At 64.1% G+C, this 19,427-nt stretch carries 14 protein-coding genes; 3 read left to right on the forward strand and 11 right to left on the reverse strand.

All coding sequences use genetic code 11. The features are described from left to right. Positions 1 to 55 precede the first annotated feature (55 nt). On the reverse strand, positions 56 to 952 hold the full coding sequence (gene rpoH, locus CLV78_RS00705) for an RNA polymerase sigma factor RpoH (protein WP_106202859.1): 897 nt from the start codon (positions 950 to 952) through the stop codon (positions 56 to 58). Between the two features lie 465 nt (positions 953 to 1,417). Further along, positions 1,418 to 2,254, reverse strand: a complete 837-nt coding sequence (locus CLV78_RS00710; protein WP_106202860.1) for a calcium-binding protein — start codon at positions 2,252 to 2,254, stop codon at positions 1,418 to 1,420. A gap of 358 nt (positions 2,255 to 2,612) precedes the next feature. On the opposite strand from CLV78_RS00710, the gene CLV78_RS00715 reads away from it, so the two are divergent. Beyond that, positions 2,613 to 3,395, forward strand: coding sequence for a hypothetical protein (locus CLV78_RS00715; RefSeq protein ID WP_106202861.1), 783 nt, complete (start codon positions 2,613 to 2,615; stop codon positions 3,393 to 3,395). Between the two features lie 5 nt (positions 3,396 to 3,400). Here the strand turns inward: CLV78_RS00715 and CLV78_RS00720 are convergent, their stop codons facing one another. Further along, a complete protein-coding gene (locus CLV78_RS00720) occupies positions 3,401 to 4,444 on the reverse strand; it encodes an RluA family pseudouridine synthase (RefSeq protein WP_106202862.1) in 1,044 nt (347 codons plus the stop codon). On the opposite strand from CLV78_RS00720, the gene CLV78_RS00725 reads away from it, so the two are divergent. Next, positions 4,443 to 4,769 carry a DUF6476 family protein gene (locus CLV78_RS00725; protein ID WP_106202863.1) on the forward strand — a complete coding sequence of 109 codons (327 nt, stop codon included), beginning with the start codon at positions 4,443 to 4,445 and terminating at the stop codon, positions 4,767 to 4,769. The two genes, CLV78_RS00720 and CLV78_RS00725, sit on opposite strands and share 2 nt — an antisense overlap. A 147-nt stretch (positions 4,770 to 4,916) precedes the next feature. On the opposite strand, the gene CLV78_RS00730 is transcribed toward CLV78_RS00725, so the two are convergent. Further along, positions 4,917 to 6,452, reverse strand: coding sequence for a phospholipase D family protein (locus tag CLV78_RS00730; protein ID WP_158263388.1), 1,536 nt, complete (start codon positions 6,450 to 6,452; stop codon positions 4,917 to 4,919). A 199-nt stretch (positions 6,453 to 6,651) separates the two neighbouring features. On the opposite strand from CLV78_RS00730, the gene ppk2 reads away from it, so the two are divergent. After that, entirely contained in the window at positions 6,652 to 7,584 is a 933-nt protein-coding gene (gene ppk2, locus CLV78_RS00735) for a polyphosphate kinase 2 (RefSeq protein WP_211300922.1), read from the forward strand. 72 nt (positions 7,585 to 7,656) lie between these two features. On the opposite strand, the gene CLV78_RS00740 is transcribed toward ppk2, so the two are convergent. The 7 genes from CLV78_RS00740 to glgB all read right to left on the reverse strand — a co-directional run bounded on the left by CLV78_RS00740 (position 7,657) and on the right by glgB (position 19,404). After that, a complete protein-coding gene (locus CLV78_RS00740; protein ID WP_106202866.1) occupies positions 7,657 to 8,664 on the reverse strand; it encodes an alpha/beta hydrolase in 1,008 nt (335 codons plus the stop codon). 177 nt (positions 8,665 to 8,841) lie between these two features. Continuing rightward, positions 8,842 to 10,473 (reverse strand): alpha-D-glucose phosphate-specific phosphoglucomutase, encoded by a 1,632-nt coding sequence (locus CLV78_RS00745; RefSeq protein ID WP_106202867.1) that lies wholly within the window; start codon positions 10,471 to 10,473, stop codon positions 8,842 to 8,844. Between the two features lie 3 nt (positions 10,474 to 10,476). After that, positions 10,477 to 12,396 (reverse strand): 4-alpha-glucanotransferase, encoded by a 1,920-nt coding sequence (malQ, locus tag CLV78_RS00750; RefSeq protein ID WP_106202868.1) that lies wholly within the window; start codon positions 12,394 to 12,396, stop codon positions 10,477 to 10,479. After that, positions 12,393 to 14,486, reverse strand: a complete 2,094-nt coding sequence (gene glgX, locus CLV78_RS00755) for a glycogen debranching protein GlgX (RefSeq protein WP_245924797.1) — start codon at positions 14,484 to 14,486, stop codon at positions 12,393 to 12,395. Before glgX ends, malQ begins: the two co-directional genes overlap by 4 nt. Before the next feature lie 7 nt (positions 14,487 to 14,493). Then, positions 14,494 to 15,924 (reverse strand): glycogen synthase GlgA, encoded by a 1,431-nt coding sequence (glgA, locus tag CLV78_RS00760; RefSeq protein ID WP_106202870.1) that lies wholly within the window; start codon positions 15,922 to 15,924, stop codon positions 14,494 to 14,496. Continuing rightward, on the reverse strand, positions 15,921 to 17,189 hold the full coding sequence (glgC, locus tag CLV78_RS00765; RefSeq protein ID WP_106202871.1) for a glucose-1-phosphate adenylyltransferase: 1,269 nt from the start codon (positions 17,187 to 17,189) through the stop codon (positions 15,921 to 15,923). The genes glgA and glgC overlap by 4 nt, the downstream gene beginning before the upstream one ends. 31 nt (positions 17,190 to 17,220) lie before the next feature. Then, on the reverse strand, positions 17,221 to 19,404 hold the full coding sequence (glgB, locus tag CLV78_RS00770; RefSeq protein WP_425427914.1) for a 1,4-alpha-glucan branching protein GlgB: 2,184 nt from the start codon (positions 19,402 to 19,404) through the stop codon (positions 17,221 to 17,223). Positions 19,405 to 19,427: the final 23 nt, after the last annotated feature.

Raw genomic sequence — 19,427 nt, forward strand, 5'->3', positions numbered from 1 at the left:
GCAAAAACGGCCGCCCGGGGGGGCGGCCGGTTGCTGTCGTGTTGACAGGGCGTGATCAGGCGACCTGAAGCACACCCTTTTCACGGGCCAGTTCCTTCATCCGCTTCTGGAGCTTTTCGAAGGCGCGAACCTCGATCTGGCGAATGCGCTCTCGGCTCACGTCGTACTGGCCGGACAACTCTTCCAGCGTGACCGTCGGCTCCGCCAGCCTGCGCTGGGTCAGGATGTCCTTCTCACGGTCATTGAGGGCGTCCATGGCTTCGAGAAGCAGCTCCCGGCGCACGGACATTTCGTTGCTTTCGGCATAGGCCTCCGCCTGGTTGGCATCCTCGTCCTCCAGCCAGTCCTGCCATTGCGTCGTGGTGTCGCCGTCGCTACCCACGGTCGCGTTGAGCGAGGCGTCGCCGCCGGACAGGCGCCGGTTCATGGAAATGACCTCGTTCTCGGTCACGCCGAGGTCCGTCGCGATCCTGGCCACGTTCTCGGGACGCATGTCGCCTTCTTCCAGCGCGCCGATGCGAGACTTGGCCTTTCGCAGGTTGAAGAAAAGCTTCTTCTGTGCCGAAGTGGTTCCAAGCTTCACCAGCGACCAGGAGCGCAGGATGTATTCCTGGATCGAGGCGCGGATCCACCACATCGCATAGGTCGCAAGACGGAAGCCCTTTTCCGGGTCGAACCGCTTGACCGCCTGCATCAGGCCGACATTCGCCTCCGAGATCACCTCGGCCTGCGGCAGCCCGTAGCCACGATAGCCCATGGCGATTTTCGCCGCGAGACGCAGGTGGCTGGTGACCATCTTGTGGGCGGCTTCCTTGTCCTGGTGATCGACCCAGCGCTTGGCCAGCATGTATTCTTCCTCAGGCTCCAGCATCGGGAACTTGCGGATTTCCTGCAGATATCGGTTCAGCCCCTGCTCCGGAGAGGGGGCGGGAAGATTCGCGTAATTGCTCATCGGGTCCCTCCTTGCCTGTCGGATACGGTGCCGCCCTGTCCTGGCAGACACCGCCGTTACCTAGTACCTAGTTACTGAACCGTTCGGTTCAAGTGCACATGTTTGCGATAACGCGTGTGAAGACACTCGGTTATAGACATCATCCAACGCCAGTGTAAGCGATTGCTTAAGCCCCTCACAGGCAATTCAGCAATTGTTTCAATCCCCGGTACAGGGAGCGGTGGACGAGAAATATCGGGCTGTCCCGCCAAACTCGTCGCGGATGCCGGCCGCGGGGGACGGTGACAGGCCGGAATGACATGTTCGAACGCACGCTGCTGCGGGAGGCACCCGACCCTCAGGTCGGCGCCTTTGCGCGAAGTGGCCCGCACTGGGCCCGTTTAGGTCTGCCCAGCAGCAATCCGAATACCTTGTACCGGGCCCGCGCCGGGTCGTGCTGCGGGCCGGCTTTCAACCGAAAAGCAGTCAGGCGAATGAGATGCTGTCCAATAGGGCTTCGACATCCTGTCCGCGGGAAACATTCACAAACATGAGCGAGCCACCCTTTCCAAAACTGATCTTGAGCCCGTAGATGTGCCCTTCGTCAATTTCCTCAACCTCATACGTCCGCTCCAGTTGCCTGCGCGACGATACATCCGCGCCGATCAGCACAATCCGGTCACCTTCCGTGGGATCGTATCCCGAGATCTCCTTGTGACCGTAGTTCCGACCGTCGGGGTTTTTGAACACAAAGGTGTCTTTCCCCGACCCGCCAATGATCGTGTCATCGCCCTTTCCCGGGTTTATCCGGTCATTGCCACGATCGTCGTTTATGTGGTCATCGCCCTTTCCACCGAAGATCCGGTCTCGTCCGTTGCCGCCATGAATTCGGTCGTCGCCACCACCGCCCCGGATGAGGTCGTTGCCCCTGTGCCATTTGGCGGCGTCGTCGCCAAAAATATTGTCATTGCCGGGCCCGCCGAGGATGATGTCGTTTCCCGGGCCACCATAGAGTTGGTCGATGTCGCGGCCGCCCTTCAGCCGATCGTGGCCTTCCTCGCCCTTGATAAAGTCGCCGCCGCCTCCTCCATTCAGGCGATCCTTGCCCGTTCCACCATAGAGGTCGTCGCGGTCACTGCCGCCGAAAGCGAGGTCGGGTCCATCGCCGCCATAAAACGTGTCGTAGTTGGCGTATCCGAAAAATCTGTCCGCGCCGCCGTGCCCCCAAAACCTGTCGAAATAGTCGCCGCCATGGAACGTGTCCGCCTTTTGCGTTCCGTAGGCACGCAAAGAACCGGAGACGGGAGGACCGAAATCTGCCATGTGTCACCCCCTTTGTGAAAGACGGGATTGGCCGGCAAAAAGATACCGTTTTTGCCGATTCGGAGCAAATTCCTACGGGTCGGAGCGCAGTGGTCGACCCTTCGAAACGCATTGAGCTGGCCGTACAAAATGCGCAAATCTCGCCACCTGAAATCCAGTCCGCCAGCTTCGATCTCGGGACGGGGCGGGGTCGCGTGTTCAGCCGCACATCGGGTTGGAGGCCGAATTCGCTGTTTCGCCGAACCGCTCTTGAATGCGGAACGCGCGGTCGCCACGAGGATGACAAGATCTGCCTGTCTTGTAACTCTCATGCCCGTGCAGCCCAGCATGAGGGTGACGCAGAAGAAGGTGTCTGGCCATGCGGATGCAGATTGTTTCGAGAGTCCTCTACCTGCTCACGATGCTTGTCGTGTTCATCCTGTTCGTCGGGATCGCATCCCAGTTGGCGGGGCCGCCGGCGTCGCCGGGGGAAGACATTCCAGCCGGTCAACGCTCGGACCGGTTGCGGGATGCGATCACCGGAATGCTGTCCCGGACGGAGATACTCATGGGATATCGCAGCTTCGATGCCGACCTGCGGGGTGATCGGCTGACCTTTGTCGGCGGGGCATTCACCTTTCTGGATCGGGATGATCCGCAGACGTTCGAGGCCTACCTGTTCCAGTACGACGGAACGTCCTTCCTGCCGACCCGGCTCGCACAATCGCAGGCGGCAGCAAAGCTGTTTTCCCGCTATGGGGCTGCCGTCCCTGGGGAACCGGTTCCGGCTGCGTCCGGGTGTATCGACCCGCGCCCCGGGCAGCCGGCCACCGCTGCAGGGATCCCCCTGCGTGCACCCGTCCTGTGTCACCTTTCGTCGGCCACGCCGGGTGGCTTGCCAGCGATCATTGGCGTTCTGAACCCGGCACCCGACACGCTGCCGCTCGACAGTGGCGATGAGACCTGCCGGGCGGAGATTGCTCACTGGCTGACCCTGCCGGGTTTCGAAGATGCGGAGGTCGTGCTCTGCGCCGTGGTCGACCAACCGTTCCTCAAGGATGCCTATTCCGCGAGCTACTGGATGGACATCATCTTCTACCAGCAACGTGGCACGCGGCTGCTGAACATGCGGGCCGACAGGCGGAACTTCCAGAAGATCTGAAGGGGTTAGCTGCTGCCGGTTCCGGACAGCGCTGCATGCAGACGGGCCATGTCGTCCGGCAATGGGCTGTCGAACGCCAGCCATTCACCGGTCACCGGATGCTCGAATCCCAGGCTGGCGGCGTGGAGCGCCTGACGGGGGAACGCCATCGCCGCAGCACTGCCCTCCGGCCCCACCGCGCGGGCCGAAAGCTTGCGCCGCCCGCCATAGACCGGGTCGCCGATCAGCCCGTGCCCGATATGGGCCATGTGAACGCGGATCTGGTGCGTGCGGCCGGTTTCCAGCCGGCATTCGATCAGCCCCGCGGCCGGCGGGGTCCCCAGCGGCTCCAACACCCGCATCCGCGTGACGGCGTGTCGCCCGCCGTCCCAGAGGACGGCCTGCCGTTGTCGATCATGCCGATGGCGGGCGAGCTGGGTGGTGATACGCAGCACCTCGCCGCTCTCCCAATGCGTGCCGCGGATACCGCGCAGCCGCGGGTCGGCGCGAGCGGGACAGCCATTGCACAGCGCAAGATACCGCCGCTCCGCGCTGTGGGCCTCGAACTGGGCAGCGAGTCCGTGGTGGGCGGCATCGGACTTGGCAACGACCAGCAGGCCGGAAGTGTCCTTGTCGATCCGGTGCACGATACCGGGACGTTTCTCGCCACCCACGCCGGAGAGCGACTCGCCGCAATGGTGCAGCAGTGCATTGACCAGCGTGCCGGTGGGTGAGCCGGGGGCGGGGTGGACCACCATGCCTGCCGGCTTGTCGATCACGATCAGGTCGTCGTCCTCGTAGGCAATCGCAAGCGGGATGTCCTCGGCCACGGTTTCAACCGCCGCCGCCGCAGGGACGGTGATCTCGATCACGTCACCCTCGACCACCTTGGCCTTGGCATCGGTCACCACCTCGCCGGCGCGGCGAATCTGGCCCTGTTCAAGGAGTTTGGCGATCCGCGAGCGGCTCAGCGCCTCGCCCTCTGGCACGTCGCGCGCCAGTGCCTTATCAAGGCGGCCGGGGGGATCGGCGGTGATCTCGACCCGGATCAGGCGGAACGGATCAGACATGGAAGAGCCTTCCCTCAGTGAAGCAGACGAGCGGACCCTGCGGTTCCTGCGCATCCTCGTGCTGGTGCTGACCTCGACGATGATTGTCGGGATCGCCGTGCTTGTGGTGTTGTTCGCCACGCGCTTTCCCGGAAAGACCCCGGCGCCCGCAACGGAATTCAGCCTGCCCGATACGCTGGAACTGCCTGCCGATGCAACCGTTCAGGCCATCACCCGGGGGCAGGACTGGTGGGCGGTGGTCGTTACGGACGCCTCCGGGGCGCAGGAAATCCTGATCCTCGATGCCGACGGTGGACTTCGCCAGACGGTCGCGCTGGACGATTGATCGCCGCGCCCGTCCCGGGGTGGGGCTTCCGCCGGTCCGACAGGCGCGCGGTTCGCGACTGGCAATGCACTTGAAAACGCAATGCTCTGGGCCCGGCGGTGTCGTTCGCCGGCAAATGATGATTGCGCGTAATCAGGGGAGGCGTCGCTATAGCTGTCCTTCAACAGGGAGCAGCGCGGTCACACCCGCGAGGAACTTCCGCCAGCCGCTGGCATCGGGTTCCGTGCGGCGCAGCTCATTGCCTCCGGCACCGAGGTAGGCCCATTGCAGGCTGCCGTCCTCGGCCAGCGACACCTTGTAGGTATAGTCATCCAACGCCTCGCGAAGGCTGTCCGTCAGCCGCCCGGCGACCTGCCGGTCGGTCAGGAACACGCCGAACTCCGAGTTGAGCTTGATCGACCGCGGATCGAAATTCATCGAGCCAACGAAAACGTCCTCGCGATCGATCACCGCGATCTTGGTGTGCATGGTCAGGCTGATGTCGGCACCTTCCGGTACTTCGCCCAGAACCGACATCGCATCGGCACGAACCTCGTAGAGTTCCACGCCGCTGGCCAGCAGCGCAGGGCGGTGCCGCTTGTAGCCAGCGTGCACATAGGGGTGGTTGGTGGACGCCAGCGAGTTGGTCACGATCCGTACCCGGACGCCTCGTTCCGCCAGCTGGCGGAAGAACCGCGCGCCCCAATCCTCCGGCACGAAATAGGGGGTGAGCAGGATTACCTCGCTTTCGGCCGCTGCCATGCGGCGCAGCAACGCCTCCGCAAGGCGCCTTTCGCCCTCCGGCACCGGGACGCGGAGCTTCTCGGGCGGGTCGACCTCGACCGTCACCGGCACGGTCCTTGCGACAAGGCGGCCGACGCTGACATCGTCGAGGTAGTCCGATCCGACCGCGCGGGCGTAGATCCCGGCGGTGGCTTGCTCCGCCTCTGCCCGGATCTCCGCCTCCGTTTCCTGGAGGTCGTCGTATCTGACACCCGGATGCAGGTTCGCCAGCGGCACCGCCATCGGATCATTCCAGTAAAGGTCGAAGGCTTCGCCGATCTGCGCCACCTGCGGCCCTGCAAGGTACAGATCGAAATCGGCGAACTCGGACGAGGTGTTGATCTGGAAATACTCGTTGGCAACGTTGCGCCCGCCGACAATGGCCTGCGCCCCGTCGACCGTCAGCGACTTGTTGTGCATCCGACGGTTTACCCGGCCGAAGTCGAGCAGGTAGTTCACCGCGGTCGGGCTGTAGCGGGACAGCGGGTTGAAAACCCGCAGTTCGATGTTCGGATGCTGGTCCAGGAGAGCCAGTTCGCGGTCCTTCGCCGTCGTCAGCGCGTCGTCGAACAGGAAGCGAACCCGCACACCCCGATCGGCGGCGCGCAGAAGCCGGGTGGTCAGGAGCGCCCCGGCTTCGTCCGGCTTGATCAGGAAATACTGCAGGTCGATCGCCCGCTTTGCATCGTCAATCAGTTGCAGCCGCGCGCCGAAGGCATCGTTGCCATCGGGCAATGGAACCACCGCCGCCCGGCCGGGATTGCTTGCCACCGCCTTTGCCACCGGGCTCTGCGCGTGTTCGGCAGGGTCGGCGCTGACGGCCCGGCTTACCGTTTTTGGAGCGTCGAAGGGCACATGGGTACAGGCGCCGAAGGCAACGAACGCAGTAAGGGCCAGGGGACCGGTTATTTTGAGCAGCATGGGGATGTCTTTGCGTTGGATACCGGAGTTTTGCGCGGTGCCCGCCAAGGGTGCAAGCCCATGGCGGCGCAATGCGTGCAGGGTGCGGCGGAACACGTGATTGCCCGGGCCCCGATCAGGTGCTTCAAGTGAGGGATTGCGACGTCGGCGGGCGCGATCCCCACTCGTGCCGACAGCCACCAACAGACGGAATGACCGAATGACAGATCCCTCGAACACTTCGCCCATGGACGACATGCACAAGGACTGGCTCGAAGCCGAGTTGGAGGAGACGCTGGACGAGACCTTCGAGATGGAGTTCAGCGAACCGATGCTGAGCCGCGAGATCCGCAAGATCTATCGCGACGCACATCCCGATCTGCTCGAACGCAAGGTCTATTTCCGAAACCTGCTGCGCCTTCAGGCGGAACTGATCAAGGTTCAGCATTGGGTCGAGGCCACCGGCGCCAAGGTCTGCATTCTGTTCGAAGGCCGGGATTCCGCCGGCAAGGGCGGTGTGATCAAGCGGATCACCCAACGCCTCAACCCGCGCATCTGTCGTGTCGTCGCATTGCCCGCCCCGAACCGCCGCCAGCAAAGCCAGTGGTATTTCCAGCGCTACGTGGAACACCTGCCCGCAGGCGGGGAGATCGTGCTCTTCGACCGCTCTTGGTACAACCGCGCCGGGGTGGAGCGCGTCATGGGCTTCGCCACCGAGGACCAGGTAGAGATGTTCTTCCGCGATGTGCCGGAATTCGAACGGATGCTGGTGCGCAACGGCATCATCTTGCTGAAATACTGGTTCTCGATCACCGATGCCGAACAGCAGCTTCGGTTCCAGGTGCGCATTCATGACCCGATGAAACAGTGGAAACTCTCGCCCATGGACCTGCAGTCTCGGGTCCGCTGGGAGCAGTACACCAAGGCCAAGGAGGACATGTTCGAGCGCACGAACATTCCCGAGGCCCCCTGGTACATTGTCGAGGGCAACGACAAGAAGCGCGAGCGGTTGAACTGCATCGAGCACATCCTGACCAAGATCCCATACGCACCGGTCGAGAGCGAGAAAGTCGATTTGCCGGAGCGGGAGTATAATCCCGACTACGAGCGGCACACGTTGCCCGAAGAGCTCTACGTGCCGAAGATCTACTGACCCGGCGTGGCGCGCGGAGGTGCCGCGCACCAGGGCGGCAGCCCGGCCCGCCCCGGGGGCTCTGCCATCGGTTCAGTCCGTGAGCGCCTTGGCGAGATAGGGCAGGCAGGTGTCCATACGGTAGTCGATGGAGGAATGCGTGTCGTCGAATTCCTCGTAGACATGTTTCACGCCACGGGCGTCCAGCAGCCGCGTCAGGCGGCGCGCACCATAGAGCAGGTTGTACTGATCCGCCGTGCCGCACTCGATCCAGAGCGCCTTGACCGATTTCAGGGCCTCGACATGGTTGTCTGCCATGCGCACCGGATCCCAGGCCAGCCATTGCGCCCAACGATCTTCGTCCAGCTCGCAGGTTTCCATGTCCACCGGCAGGCGAATGCCGCAGAACGCGTCCGGATCGGGGTCGTAGGTGGCCGCCATGGCAAGCGCCATGAGCGTGTGCAACTGCCCGCCCGGAAACTTGGGGCCGGCCTCGAAGCCGGTCACGAAAGCCTCGATCGAACCGGCCTTGGCAATTGCCCGCAGCGCACCCGGGAAATCCGGCAGGTAGCAAAGTTCGAAGGCCATGTCGCCAGACAGGCAGGCCGCAGCCGACCAGGTGTCGGCATGCAACATGGCATGCACGATGGCGCCGTAGCCGCCAGACGACTTGCCGAACACGCCCCGCCGTCCGACCCCGCCACATCCGAACCGGCGTTCCACGGCTTCGAGCATCTCGGTCGTCAGGAACGTGGCCCAGGGGCCCATGGCCGTGCTGTCTATATACTGGTTTCCGCCGAGCCGCGTGAAGCAATCCGGAAAGGCCACCGCCACGGGGGGCATGGCGCCTTCGTGGATCAACCGGTCGAGCCTTTCGGGCACATTCTCCCCGAAATTCTTCCAGTTCACATGAGCGGGTCCGCCGGCGGTGTAGCCCACGAGGTCCACCAGCAACGGCAGGCCCGCGCCGTCATGGCCATGCGGTGTATAAACCACGATTTCGCGTGTGCCCGGATCGCCGAGGAGGTTCCGGTGCAGGATGCTTGAGGAAACCGTGATCCTGTGAAGCGAACCGGCGGGGATATCGTGTGACTTGCGCATGGATCGGGCGATCCTCCTATGGGAGCATTCTCGTCGTTGCCGGTTCTGCGGCGTCAGCGTTTGCCAGTTGGCTGATGCCGGGCGGCTGATGGCCTGCGGAATACGCAAGAGCGACATCGCAGGCGTGCTGGTAGGGGTGCGCGGGACTGCTCCCCTCGCACCCCTGCCTTGGTCGGTTCAGGTTCGCACGTCGGGAGTGTCCCGGCCGGTACGCTCGGTGATCCCGGCAATGGCATCGGCCGCGGCGATGATCTCTGCCAGCGCCTCCTGGGGATCGCGGTGCATCGCGGCCGGATCCTCGCAGACGTCTTCCAGATAGACGCGCAGCGTGGCCCCCACGGTGCCTGTTCCCGAGAGCCGGAAGACAACGCGCCCACCGCCCTCGAAACCGATCCGGATGCCTTGCCGGGCAGAATGCGAGCCGTCGACCGGGTCGTCATAGGCGAACTCGTCGGCGCTTGAGACGGTCTTGCCCGCGAAGCTCCGCCCCACGAGGGTGGGCAGTTCCAGCAGCAGGCTCTCCATCAGCGCGCCCGCGATCTCCGCGTCAACGCCTTCGTAATCGTGGCGCGAATAGTAGTTGCGCCCGAACTCCGCCCAATGGTCGTCGAGCATCTGCTGCACGGATTTCCCGTTCACAGCCAATATGTTGAGCCACAAGAGAACTGCCCAGAGGCCGTCTTTCTCCCGCACGTGATCGGAGCCGGTTCCGGCGCTTTCCTCGCCGCACAGCGTCGCGCGCCCGGCGTCGAGCAGGTTGCCGAAGAACTTCCATCCCGTGGGTGTTTCATAGCAATCGAGCCCCCGGCGCGCGGCAACACGATCCACGGCGCGCGAGGTCGGCATGGAGCGGGCCACCCCGGAAAGCCCCTTGGCATAACCGGGGGCGAGATGCGCGTTGGCCGCGAGCACGGCCAGCGAATCCGAGGGCGTCACATAGGCCCCCCGGCCGACGATCATGTTGCGGTCGCCGTCCCCGTCTGAGGCGGCACCAAAATCGGGCGCGTCGGGGCCGAACATCGTCTCCATCAGCTCGCTGGCCCAGATCGGGTTCGGGTCCGGGTGGCCGCCGCCGAAGTCGGGCGAGGGGACCGCGTTGACCACGGAGCCCGGCGCCGCGCCAAGCCTGTCTTCGAGGATCGCCTTGGCATAGGGGCCGGTGATCGCATGCATGGCATCGAAGCGAACCGTGAAGCCGCCGGCAAAGAGCTTTGCGATGGCGTCGAAATCGAAAAGCTCCTCCATCAGGGCGGCGTAGTCGGCGACCGGGTCGACCACCTCGATCTGCATGTCGCCAAGGCTAGACTGCCCGGGTTTGGACAGATCGACGTCACTGGCGACGACGATGTCGTAGGAGCCAATCTCCTTCGTGGCGGCGTAGATCCTGTCGGTGACCTCCTCGGGGGCAGGCCCGCCGTTGGGGGTGTTGAACTTGACGCCGAAATCCTCTTTCGGCCCGCCCGGGTTATGGGACGCCGACATGATGATGCCGCCGTCGGTTTTGCGGAGACGGATCATGTTGGAGGCGGCAGGCGTGGACAAAAGCGCATCCTTCCCAACGATCATCCTTGCAGCGCCCTGCGCGGCGGCCATGCGCAGGATCACCTGCGCCGCACGGTCATTGAAGTAGCGGCCATCGCCGCCAAGCACCAAGGTCTTGCCCGCCACGCCACCGATGCCGTTGAAGATCGACTGTATGAAGTTCTCCAGGTAGTGCGGCTCCATGTAGACGTTGGTCTTCTTGCGAAGGCCGGATGTACCGGGCTTCTGTCCGTCGATCGGCTGGGTCTGAACGGTAATGCGTTCCATGGGCTACTCCTGTCGGCCGGTCTCTTTCATGATCTGTGCAACATGCGGGAGGGCCGGGTGATCGGCCAGCTCCGTGACCGCCACCGGCAGGCGGCGGCGCCAGTTTGGGTGAACCTCCACGGTGCCGGGCAGGTTGGCTTGCTCCACCAGGCCCAGAAGGTCTTCGAGTTGGATGGCCACCAGGCGGCTTTTGACGTTGCCCAGGAAGCGGTGCATCGCATCCGGGTCGTCATCCGCATTTTCGGCGATCCGGTCGAAACCCTCAACCTCACCCTTGCGCCAGTCCAGCCCATTGAGGTGGTCGGTGTCGTTGAGGATGCCAAGTTCGTGCCGGATTGTCACGTCCCGTGCCGAGCGCCAACCGCGCCAGGTGGGCAGGTCGTGGGTGCCGAAGGAGGCGAGCGCGGCCTCGGTATAGTCCTCCGGCGGGCGGAACGTGCCGTGGTGCTGCTGCTCGAACATCGCAACCCGGCAGCCGAGGATGCCGGATTCGGCAAGGGCGGCTTGCAGGCCGTCGGGGATATTGCCCAGATCCTCTCCGACAACGGCAGCGCCAACGCGGGAGGCCTCGATACGGACGATGGCCAGCAAGGCGTCGCGCGGCATGGCGACATAGGCGCCCGGGATCGTGCGGTCGTCCGGCGCCCAGAAGGCGCGTTCGAATCCCAGCACGTGGTCGATGCGCAGCAGGCCTGCGAAGCGGAACTGCTTGCGGATGGTCTCCGCGAAGGGGCGAAAGCCCATCTCGGCCAGCGCATGCGGGTTGAACGGTGCCAGTGCCCAGACCTGTCCGTCCGGCGAGAACGCGTCCGGCGGCGCGCCCAGCGACACGCCGGATGCGAAGGAGGGGCCCTCCGACCAGGTCTCCGCCCCGTGGGGATGCGTGCCGACGGCCAGATCGAGATAGAGCCCGTAGCGCATACCGGCAGCCTTCGCGATCGCCGCGACCTCGGCAAGCTGGGTCTCGGCCATCCATTGCAACCAGGCATGGAACCGCACGGCATCGGCATTGGCATCGCGGAAGGCCGCGACCTCCGGGGAGGCAAAATCCCGCAACGTCTCCGGCCAGCCACCCCAGTAGGGGCCATGCACGTCGGCCAGCGCCTGATAGGTGGCGAAGCGCCTGAGCGAGGCACCTTCGCGGGCGACGTAGTCATCGAAGGCGGGATTGCCGCCCCCGGCGTCGAACTTGGCGAAGGCAGCTTCCATGGCCTCGCGATGCGCCGCGACCGTTCCGGGATAGTCGATCAATGTGCCGGAGGAGTTCAGCCGTTGCCCCGGCACCGCGATATGGATCGTCGCAAGGCGCCTGCGGTGCGAGGGCGAATATGGGCTGAAGGCATTGGGATCGTTCGGGAACCCGGCATGGACCGGGTTGAGCCCAACGAAACTGGCCCCGTGTTTGCCGATCGCGCGGACGGAATTGGCGAGGTCGGCATAGTCGCCCAGCCCGCCCTCCTTCGGCGTCCGCAGCCCGTAGAGCGGCAGGGTCACGCCCCAGTTGCGTTCTGGCAGAGGCAACGACCGCGGCGCGACCAGCAGTGTTGTGCCATGCCCGTCGAGATCGAGGTGGTGAATGCCCAGAGGCAGTTCGGGCAGCGTCAGCGTCTCGCCGGGATGCAACCGCATCTCGATCCCGTCTTCGAGCCGAAGGCGCGCGGCCAGGACCTCGTGCGAAAGCGGATGGCGGCTGATCTCGCCGGGCTCCAGGATCAGCCAGCGGGGCAGGGGACGTGCGGCCTCCGCCGCCTTGAACCGCGCCAGGGTGGTTTCGGCCTCCGCGTCCGTCGCGGCCGGCAGGTTCATCGCCGCCAGCAACGCGCGGGCGGTGGCCTCGGAGGTTTCCACCCTGGTGCCGGTCTGGTCCCAGTAGTCGTGGTGAATGCCGGCGAGGTGGGCCAGTTCTTTCAGCGCAGAGGTCATTCGGTCGGCTCCAGCACGAAGACGGACACCGATTGCCCTGCAACCTCGGAGGTCCGTTTGCGAAGCGGTTGCTCGGCCATGTCCGGCGTTTCTGTATCGATGGCCCAGACCCAGGTCTGACCCTTGGGGGGCACCGGAAGGGTGATCGTGGCCGGGCCACCCGCGTTGAACGCGACGAAGATCGCCGATTCCGTGGCGGCGAAAACCGGCGTGCCAGAGGCCGTCCGCATCTCGACGCAGACCATGCGCAGACCGGGGTCGACCCAGTCCGGCGTTTCCATCGGCTTGCCGTCGGCCCGCCACCAGAACAGATCCTCCCGCCCGTCGATGCGGCGCTCGCGGGAATGCAGGAACACCTTCTGGCGCAGGATCGGGTGGTCCTTGCGGAACCGGATCATTTTCCGGGTGAACTCCAGGAAGTCGAGATCGGCATTCTCCCAATCGATCCAGCTTGTCTCGTTGTCCTGCGCATAGGCGTTGTTGTTTCCGCCCTGCGAATTGCCCAGCTCGTCGCCGGCAAGCAGCATCGGCGTGCCCTGGCTGAGCATGAGCGTCGCGATCATCGCTCGTTTGCGTCGTTTGCGGGCCTCGATGATCGTGGTGTCGGTGGTGGGACCTTCCCAGCCGAAATTGTCGGAATAGTTTTCCGAATGGCCGTCGCGATTGTTCTCCCCATTCGCCTCATTGTGCTTGGTGTTGTAGGAGACGACGTCGTGCAGGGTGAAGCCATCGTGGGCCGTTATCAGGTTGACGGAGGCCGTGGCAGGACGCCCGGAATGGTCGAATTCCGCCGCCGAACCGGTCAGCCGTCCGGCAAGGTCCGGCGCGCGCCCCGGATCGCCGCGCCAGAACCGGCGCACGCCGTCGCGAAACCGGTCGTTCCATTCGTGGAACGGCGGAGGGAAGCCGCCGAGGCGGTATCCGCCGGGGCCGATGTCCCAGGGTTCTGCGATCAGCTTCACCTGGGTCAGCACCGGATCCTGGCGGATCGCGTCAAAGAAGCTCGCGCCGGCGTCGAAACCGTGATCGGTGCGACCGAGTGTGGAGCACAGGTCGAAGCGGAAGCCGTCCACATGCATGACCTCGACCCAGTAGCGCAGCGAATCCATCACCATGCGCAGTACCATCGGGTGATCGAGGTTCAGCGTGTTCCCGGTGCCGGTGTCGTTGATGTAGTAGCGCTTGTCCTTGATCAGGCGGTAGTAGGAGAGGTTGTCGAGGCCACGGAACGACAGTGTCGGTCCCAGTTCGTTGCCCTCGCAGGTGTGGTTGTAGACCACGTCCAGAATGACCTCGATCCCGGCGTGGTGCAGGCGCGCAACCATCTGCTGGAACTCGGAAATTTTGCCCTCGGAGAGGTAGCGCGGATCGGGGGAGAAGAAGCCGAGCGTCTGGTAGCCCCAGTAGTTCGTCAGCGACTTGTCGTGCAGGAACCGGTCGGTGAGGAAGCTCTGCACCGGCAGCAACTCGACCGCGGTGATGCCGAGTTTCGTCAGGTAGTCGAGCATCGGGTCGGAGGCGAGCCCGAGGAACGTGCCCTCCGGCGCTACCTTCGGGTGCATTTGGGTCAGGCCCTTCACATGGGCCTCGTAGATGACGGATTCGGCGATGGGTGTGCGCGGATGGTGATCTTCGCCCCATGAGAAACTCGGATCCTTCACCACGCAACGCGGCATGTAAGGGGCGCTGTCGCGGGTGTCGAAGCTCAGGTCCCGCGCATTCGAGCCGATCTGGTAGCCCATCAGCGCGTCGTGCCAGATCGGCAGGCCGGTCAGCTGCTTTGCATAGGGGTCCAGCAGCAACTTGTTGGGGTTGAACCGATGGCCGATATCCGGCCGGTAGGGGCCATGGGCCCGCAGCCCGTAGAATTGTCCCGGGCGCAGGCCGGAGACATAGCCATACCAGACATCGCCATCCCGCTCCGGCAGGCGCAACCGCTGCAGTTCGGTCCTGCCGTCGTCCGAAAACAGGCACACCTCCATCGCGGTCGCATGCTGAGAGAAGACGGCGAAATTCACGCCGTCCCCGTCAAAGGTTGCGCCGAGCGGTGCTGACCGACCGGCCGTGATGGAAAATTCTGGGTGCCTCACGTGTGCCTCACGGGTTCCTTGCGACCTGGGCGTAGAGTTCGGCATATGCTGCGGCGGAGACATCCCAGCCAACAGGGTGCTTCATCGCGTTGCGCTGCATCTGCGCCCAGAGGTCCGGGTTGGCATAGAGGTCGCAGAGGTGATTGAAAGCGTCCTTGAGGGCTTCGGCATTTCCGGGGGCAAACTGTATCCCCGTGGCAACGCCGGCCATGCGGGTCGCCACGCCGTCGGGAATGACCGTGTCCGCCAGGCCCCCCGTCGAGGCCACGACCGGCAGGGTGCCGTAGCGCAGACCATAAAGCTGGGTCAGGCCGCAAGGCTCGAAACGGGAGGGCACAAGGATCGCATCGCCCCCGGCGATGAGCCGGTGCGACATCGGTTCGTTGTAGCCGATATGGACCGCGACCTGGGAATTGCGGGAGGCCAGCTCGCTGAAGGCATGCTCCAGTCCCGGATCGCCCGAGCCCAGCACGACCAGTTGCCCGCCACGTTCCAGCAGAGTTGGCACTGCATGCAGCAGAAGGTCGAACCCTTTCTGCTCTGTCAGGCGCGAAACCACGACGCAAAGAGGGCCGTTGTCATAGGGCAGGCCGAACTCCTCGATCAGCGCGGTGCGTGCCTTTGACTTGCCGCGCGGGGTCGAGAACCCGGCGACGTGCGGATCCTTGGCCGGATTCCAGTAGTCGGTGTCGATGCCGTTCAGGATCCCGCAGAAATCACTGCCCTTGTGCGCCAGCGCGCCGTCGAAACCCATCCCGAACTCCGGCGTCTTCAGCTCCTCGGCATAAGTCGGAGATACCGTGTTCACCTTGTCCGAATAGGCGATCCCGGCCTTCAGCGCGCTGATGCGGCCGTGAAACTCGAACCCGCCGGGGTTGTAGCCCTCCATCGGCAGGCGCAGACGTGCCATCATGTCGGCGCCGGCAGATCCCGTGAAGGCGATGTTGTGGATCGTGAAGACGGATCCCACGGTGTGGGCCCCGCCCAGCCGCTGAAGGTAGACAGGTGCCAACCCGCCTTGCCAGTCATGGGCATGCAGCACGTCGGGTTTCCAGCCGCCGATGCCATCGGTGGCAATCGTCGCGGCCATCCAGCTCAGCGCGGCGAAACGTTCGGCATTGTCCCACCAGTCGAAGCCGTCCGGCGCCGCATAGGGGCCGCCGTCGCGATAGAACAGATGCGCGGCATCCAGCACGTAAAGATCCAGCCCATGGGCGGTGCCATGCAGGATCTGTGCCGGCCCGCCAAAGAGGTTGCCGTCCGACAGCACCGGTTTGGAGCCGTCCAGTGCGGCGTGCACGGCCGGGTAGCCGGGCACCAGGGTCCGCATCTCCACGCCCTTTTCGGCAAGCGCCGCCGGCAGGGCACCGGCGACATCCGCCAGCCCCCCGGTCTTGATCAGCGGGGCCACTTCGGAGGCAACGGAGAGCACCTTCATGAGAGGGCAGCCGTCCGGCGATCAAGCATCTCCTGCGTGATGAGCGTGATGCCCTTGTCGGTGACACGGAACCACTTGGAATCCTCTTCCGTGTCGAAGCCAACCTCGAGCTTCTCCGGGATCACCACGCCACGGTCTATGACCACGTTCCGGAGGTTTGCATGCCGGTTCACGGTCACGTAGGGCATGACCACCGCGTGATCGAGCGAGGCATAGGAGTTTGTGTGCACCTGTGTGAACAGCAGCGAGTTGCGGATCTCCGTACCGGAGATGATGCAGCCGCCGGAGATCATCGAGGACACGGCCGTGCCGCGACGGTTCTCCTCGTCGTGAATGAACTTCGCGGGCGGCACGCTCTCAGAATAGGTCCAGATCGGCCAGTCGTGGTCCCAGAGATCCAGTTCCGGGGTGAAATCCGTCAGGTCGATATTGGCCTTCCAGAAAGCGTCGATCGTCCCCACATCCCGCCAGTAGGCCGGCGCCGAGGGTTCGGATTTCACGCAGCTGTCGGAGAAGCGATGGGCCACGGCCTTCCCGTTCTTCACGATGTCGGGAATGATGTCATTGCCGAAGTCGTGGCTGGAATTGGGATCGGCTGCGTCCTTAAGCAGGATCTCGCGCAGGAATTTCCAGGAGAAGACATAGATCCCCATGGAGGCCAGGGTGACGTTCGGATCGTCCGGCGTGCCCGGCGGATCGGCGGGCTTTTCCATGAAGTCTACGATCCGGGCTGAGGTGTCGACGTCCATGACGCCAAAGGCGGAGGCCTCCTCGCGCGGGACTGTCAGGCAGCCGATGGTCACGTCGGCGCCGGTGTCCACGTGCTGCTGCAACATCATCTCGTAGTCCATCTTGTAGATGTGATCGCCCGCAAGCACGAGGATGTACTCGATGTCGTAGCTGTCGATGATGTCGATGTTCTGGTGCACCGCATCGGCGGTGCCCACGTACCAGTTCTCGCCCCCCATGCGTTGCGAGGCCGGCAGGACATCGAGGAACTCGTTTCGCTCCGCCCGGAAGAATCCCCAGCCGCGCTGGCAGTGGCGGATGAGAGAGTGCGCCTTGTACTGGGTGGCAATCGCCATCTTCCGGATGCCGGAGTTCAGCGCGTTGGACAGGGCGAAATCAACGATGCGGACCTTGCCGCCGAAGTAGACGGCGGGTTTTGCCCGGGTGTCGGTGAGTTCCTTCAATCGGCTGCCCCGGCCGCCGGCAAGCACGAAGGCCATCGCCCTTGAGGACAGTCTCGTGTGGGAATTTGGCATGGGGATGTCCTTCCTCCTAAAGGTGTCGCCGTCACGCGTCGTCGCGAACGAAAATGATCGTCGAAAGTGGCGGGATGGTCAGCGCGGCAGAATGATCCTGCCCGTGCCAGTCCTTCTCTTCCGTCTGGATGGAGCCGAGATTGCCCCGACCTTCGCCGCCATAGATCCCGGCGTCGGTGTTGAGCGCTTCGCGCCAGGTGCCCGGCGTGGGAAAGCCCACACGGTAGGCGGAGCGCTCCATTGGCGTGAAATTGCAGATCACGACGACCTCGGGGTCCTCCGGCCCGCCGCGGCGGATCCAGGCATAGACCGAATGGTCCATGTCATTGGCTTCGAGCCACTCGAAGCCGCCCGGTTCGCAATCCTTGGCATAAAGCGCGGGTGTCTCGCGGTAGAGGTGGTTGAGGTCCTTCACCAGCCGCTGCACCCCGGCATGGGTGTGGTATTCCGTTGCCTTCCAGTCCACCTGGTCATTGTTGTTCCACTCCGACCATTGCGCGATCTCGTTGCCCATGAACAGGAGCTTCTTGCCCGGATGGCCCCACATGAACCCGTAGTAGGCGCGCAGGTTGGCGAATTTCTCTCCCTCCAGCCCGGGCATCTTGGCGATCATCGAGCCCTTTCCGTGCACGACCTCGTCGTGGCTGATCGGCAGGATGAAGTTTTCGCTGAAGGCGTAGTGGATGCCGAAGGTCATCTGGTGGTGGTGATGCTTGCGATGCACCGGCTCGCGGGAGATGTAGTCCAGCGTGTCGTTCATCCAGCCCATGTTCCACTTGAACCCGAAGCCCAACCCGCCGGAATCGACCGGCTTGGAAACGCCGGGGAAGGACGTGCTCTCCTCCGCTGCCGTCATGATGCCGGGCACTTCGGCATAGCAGATGGAATTCGTCCGTTGCAGCATGGCGATGGCTTCGTAATTCTCGCGCCCGCCGTCCTTGTTGGGGATCCACTGACCTTCCTCGCGGGAATAGTCGCGGTAGAGCATGGAGGCCACCGCATCCACGCGGAGTCCGTCGATGTGGTATTCTTCCAGCCAGTAAAGCGCGTTGGAAATCAGGAAGTTGGCCACCTCGATGCGGCCGTAGTTGTAGATCAGCGTGTTCCAGTCCTGGTGGAACCCCTCACGTGGATCAGCATGTTCGTAAAGCGCAGTGCCGTCGAACTGCGCCAGGCCGTGCACATCAGTGGGGAAGTGGCCCGGCACCCAGTCGAGAATCACCCCGATCCCGGCCTGGTGCGCGGCGTCGATCAGGTCGCGGAACTCGTGCGGCGGCCCGTGGCGCACCGTGGGCGCAAAAAGGCCGATGGGCTGGTAGCCCCAGGACCCATCGAAGGGAAACTCGGAGACCGGCAGGAACTCGATATGGGTGAACCCCATTTCCTTCGCATAATCGACCAGTTCGACCGCGGCTTCCTTGTAGGAGAGCGGCCGATTGCCGTCGTCGGTCACACGCTTCCAGCTTCCGAGGTGGACCTCGTAGACGGAGATCGGCGCGTCATGTGCATTCGCGGCCTCGCGGGAGGTCATCCACTTCCCGTCGTCCCACCCATAGCCGCTGATGTCGCGCACCATGGAGGCCGTCTCGGGCGGGTGTTGGGCGCCGAATCCTACCGGGTCGGCCTTCTGGGCCATCAACTGGCCCTGCGCGCCGATGATCTCGTACTTGTAGACGGCACCTTCGCCGACACCGGGCAGGAAGATCTCCCAAACCCCTGTCTGGCCACGCAGCCGCATCGGGTTGCGCCGCCCGTCCCAGGCATTGAAGTCGCAGACCACGGAGACCCGTTTCGCATTCGGCGCCCAGACCGCGAAATGGGTGCCCTCCACCCCTTCGTGTTCCATCACATGGGCGCCGAGAACCTGCCAGATGCGTTGATGGGTGCCCTCCGCCAACAGGTACTCGTCCATCTCTCCGATCACCGGTCCGAAGCGATAGGGATCCTCGTTCTCCCAGGTCTCCCCGGCGGCATTTCGACCGCGCAGCAGGTAGGGAGACTTGTGCGGGACCTTTCCGCAGAAGACCCCGGCCACACCCTCGAAGGCATCGAGCGGGTGCTCGTCGCCGTTCATCAGGGCGGACATGGCCACCGCGCCGGGATCGTATGTTGTCACCCAGATGTCGCCGCCGGACTCATGCGGGCCGAGTACGGCAAAGGGATCTCCCAATGCGCCGGCGGCGATCTGTTCGGCTGTCTCGTAGGACAGCGGCATTTGCGGGTACTTGGCGGGAGCGT

The organism is Aliiruegeria haliotis (assembly GCF_003003255.1).
GTDB lineage: Bacteria > Pseudomonadota > Alphaproteobacteria > Rhodobacterales > Rhodobacteraceae > Tropicimonas > Tropicimonas haliotis.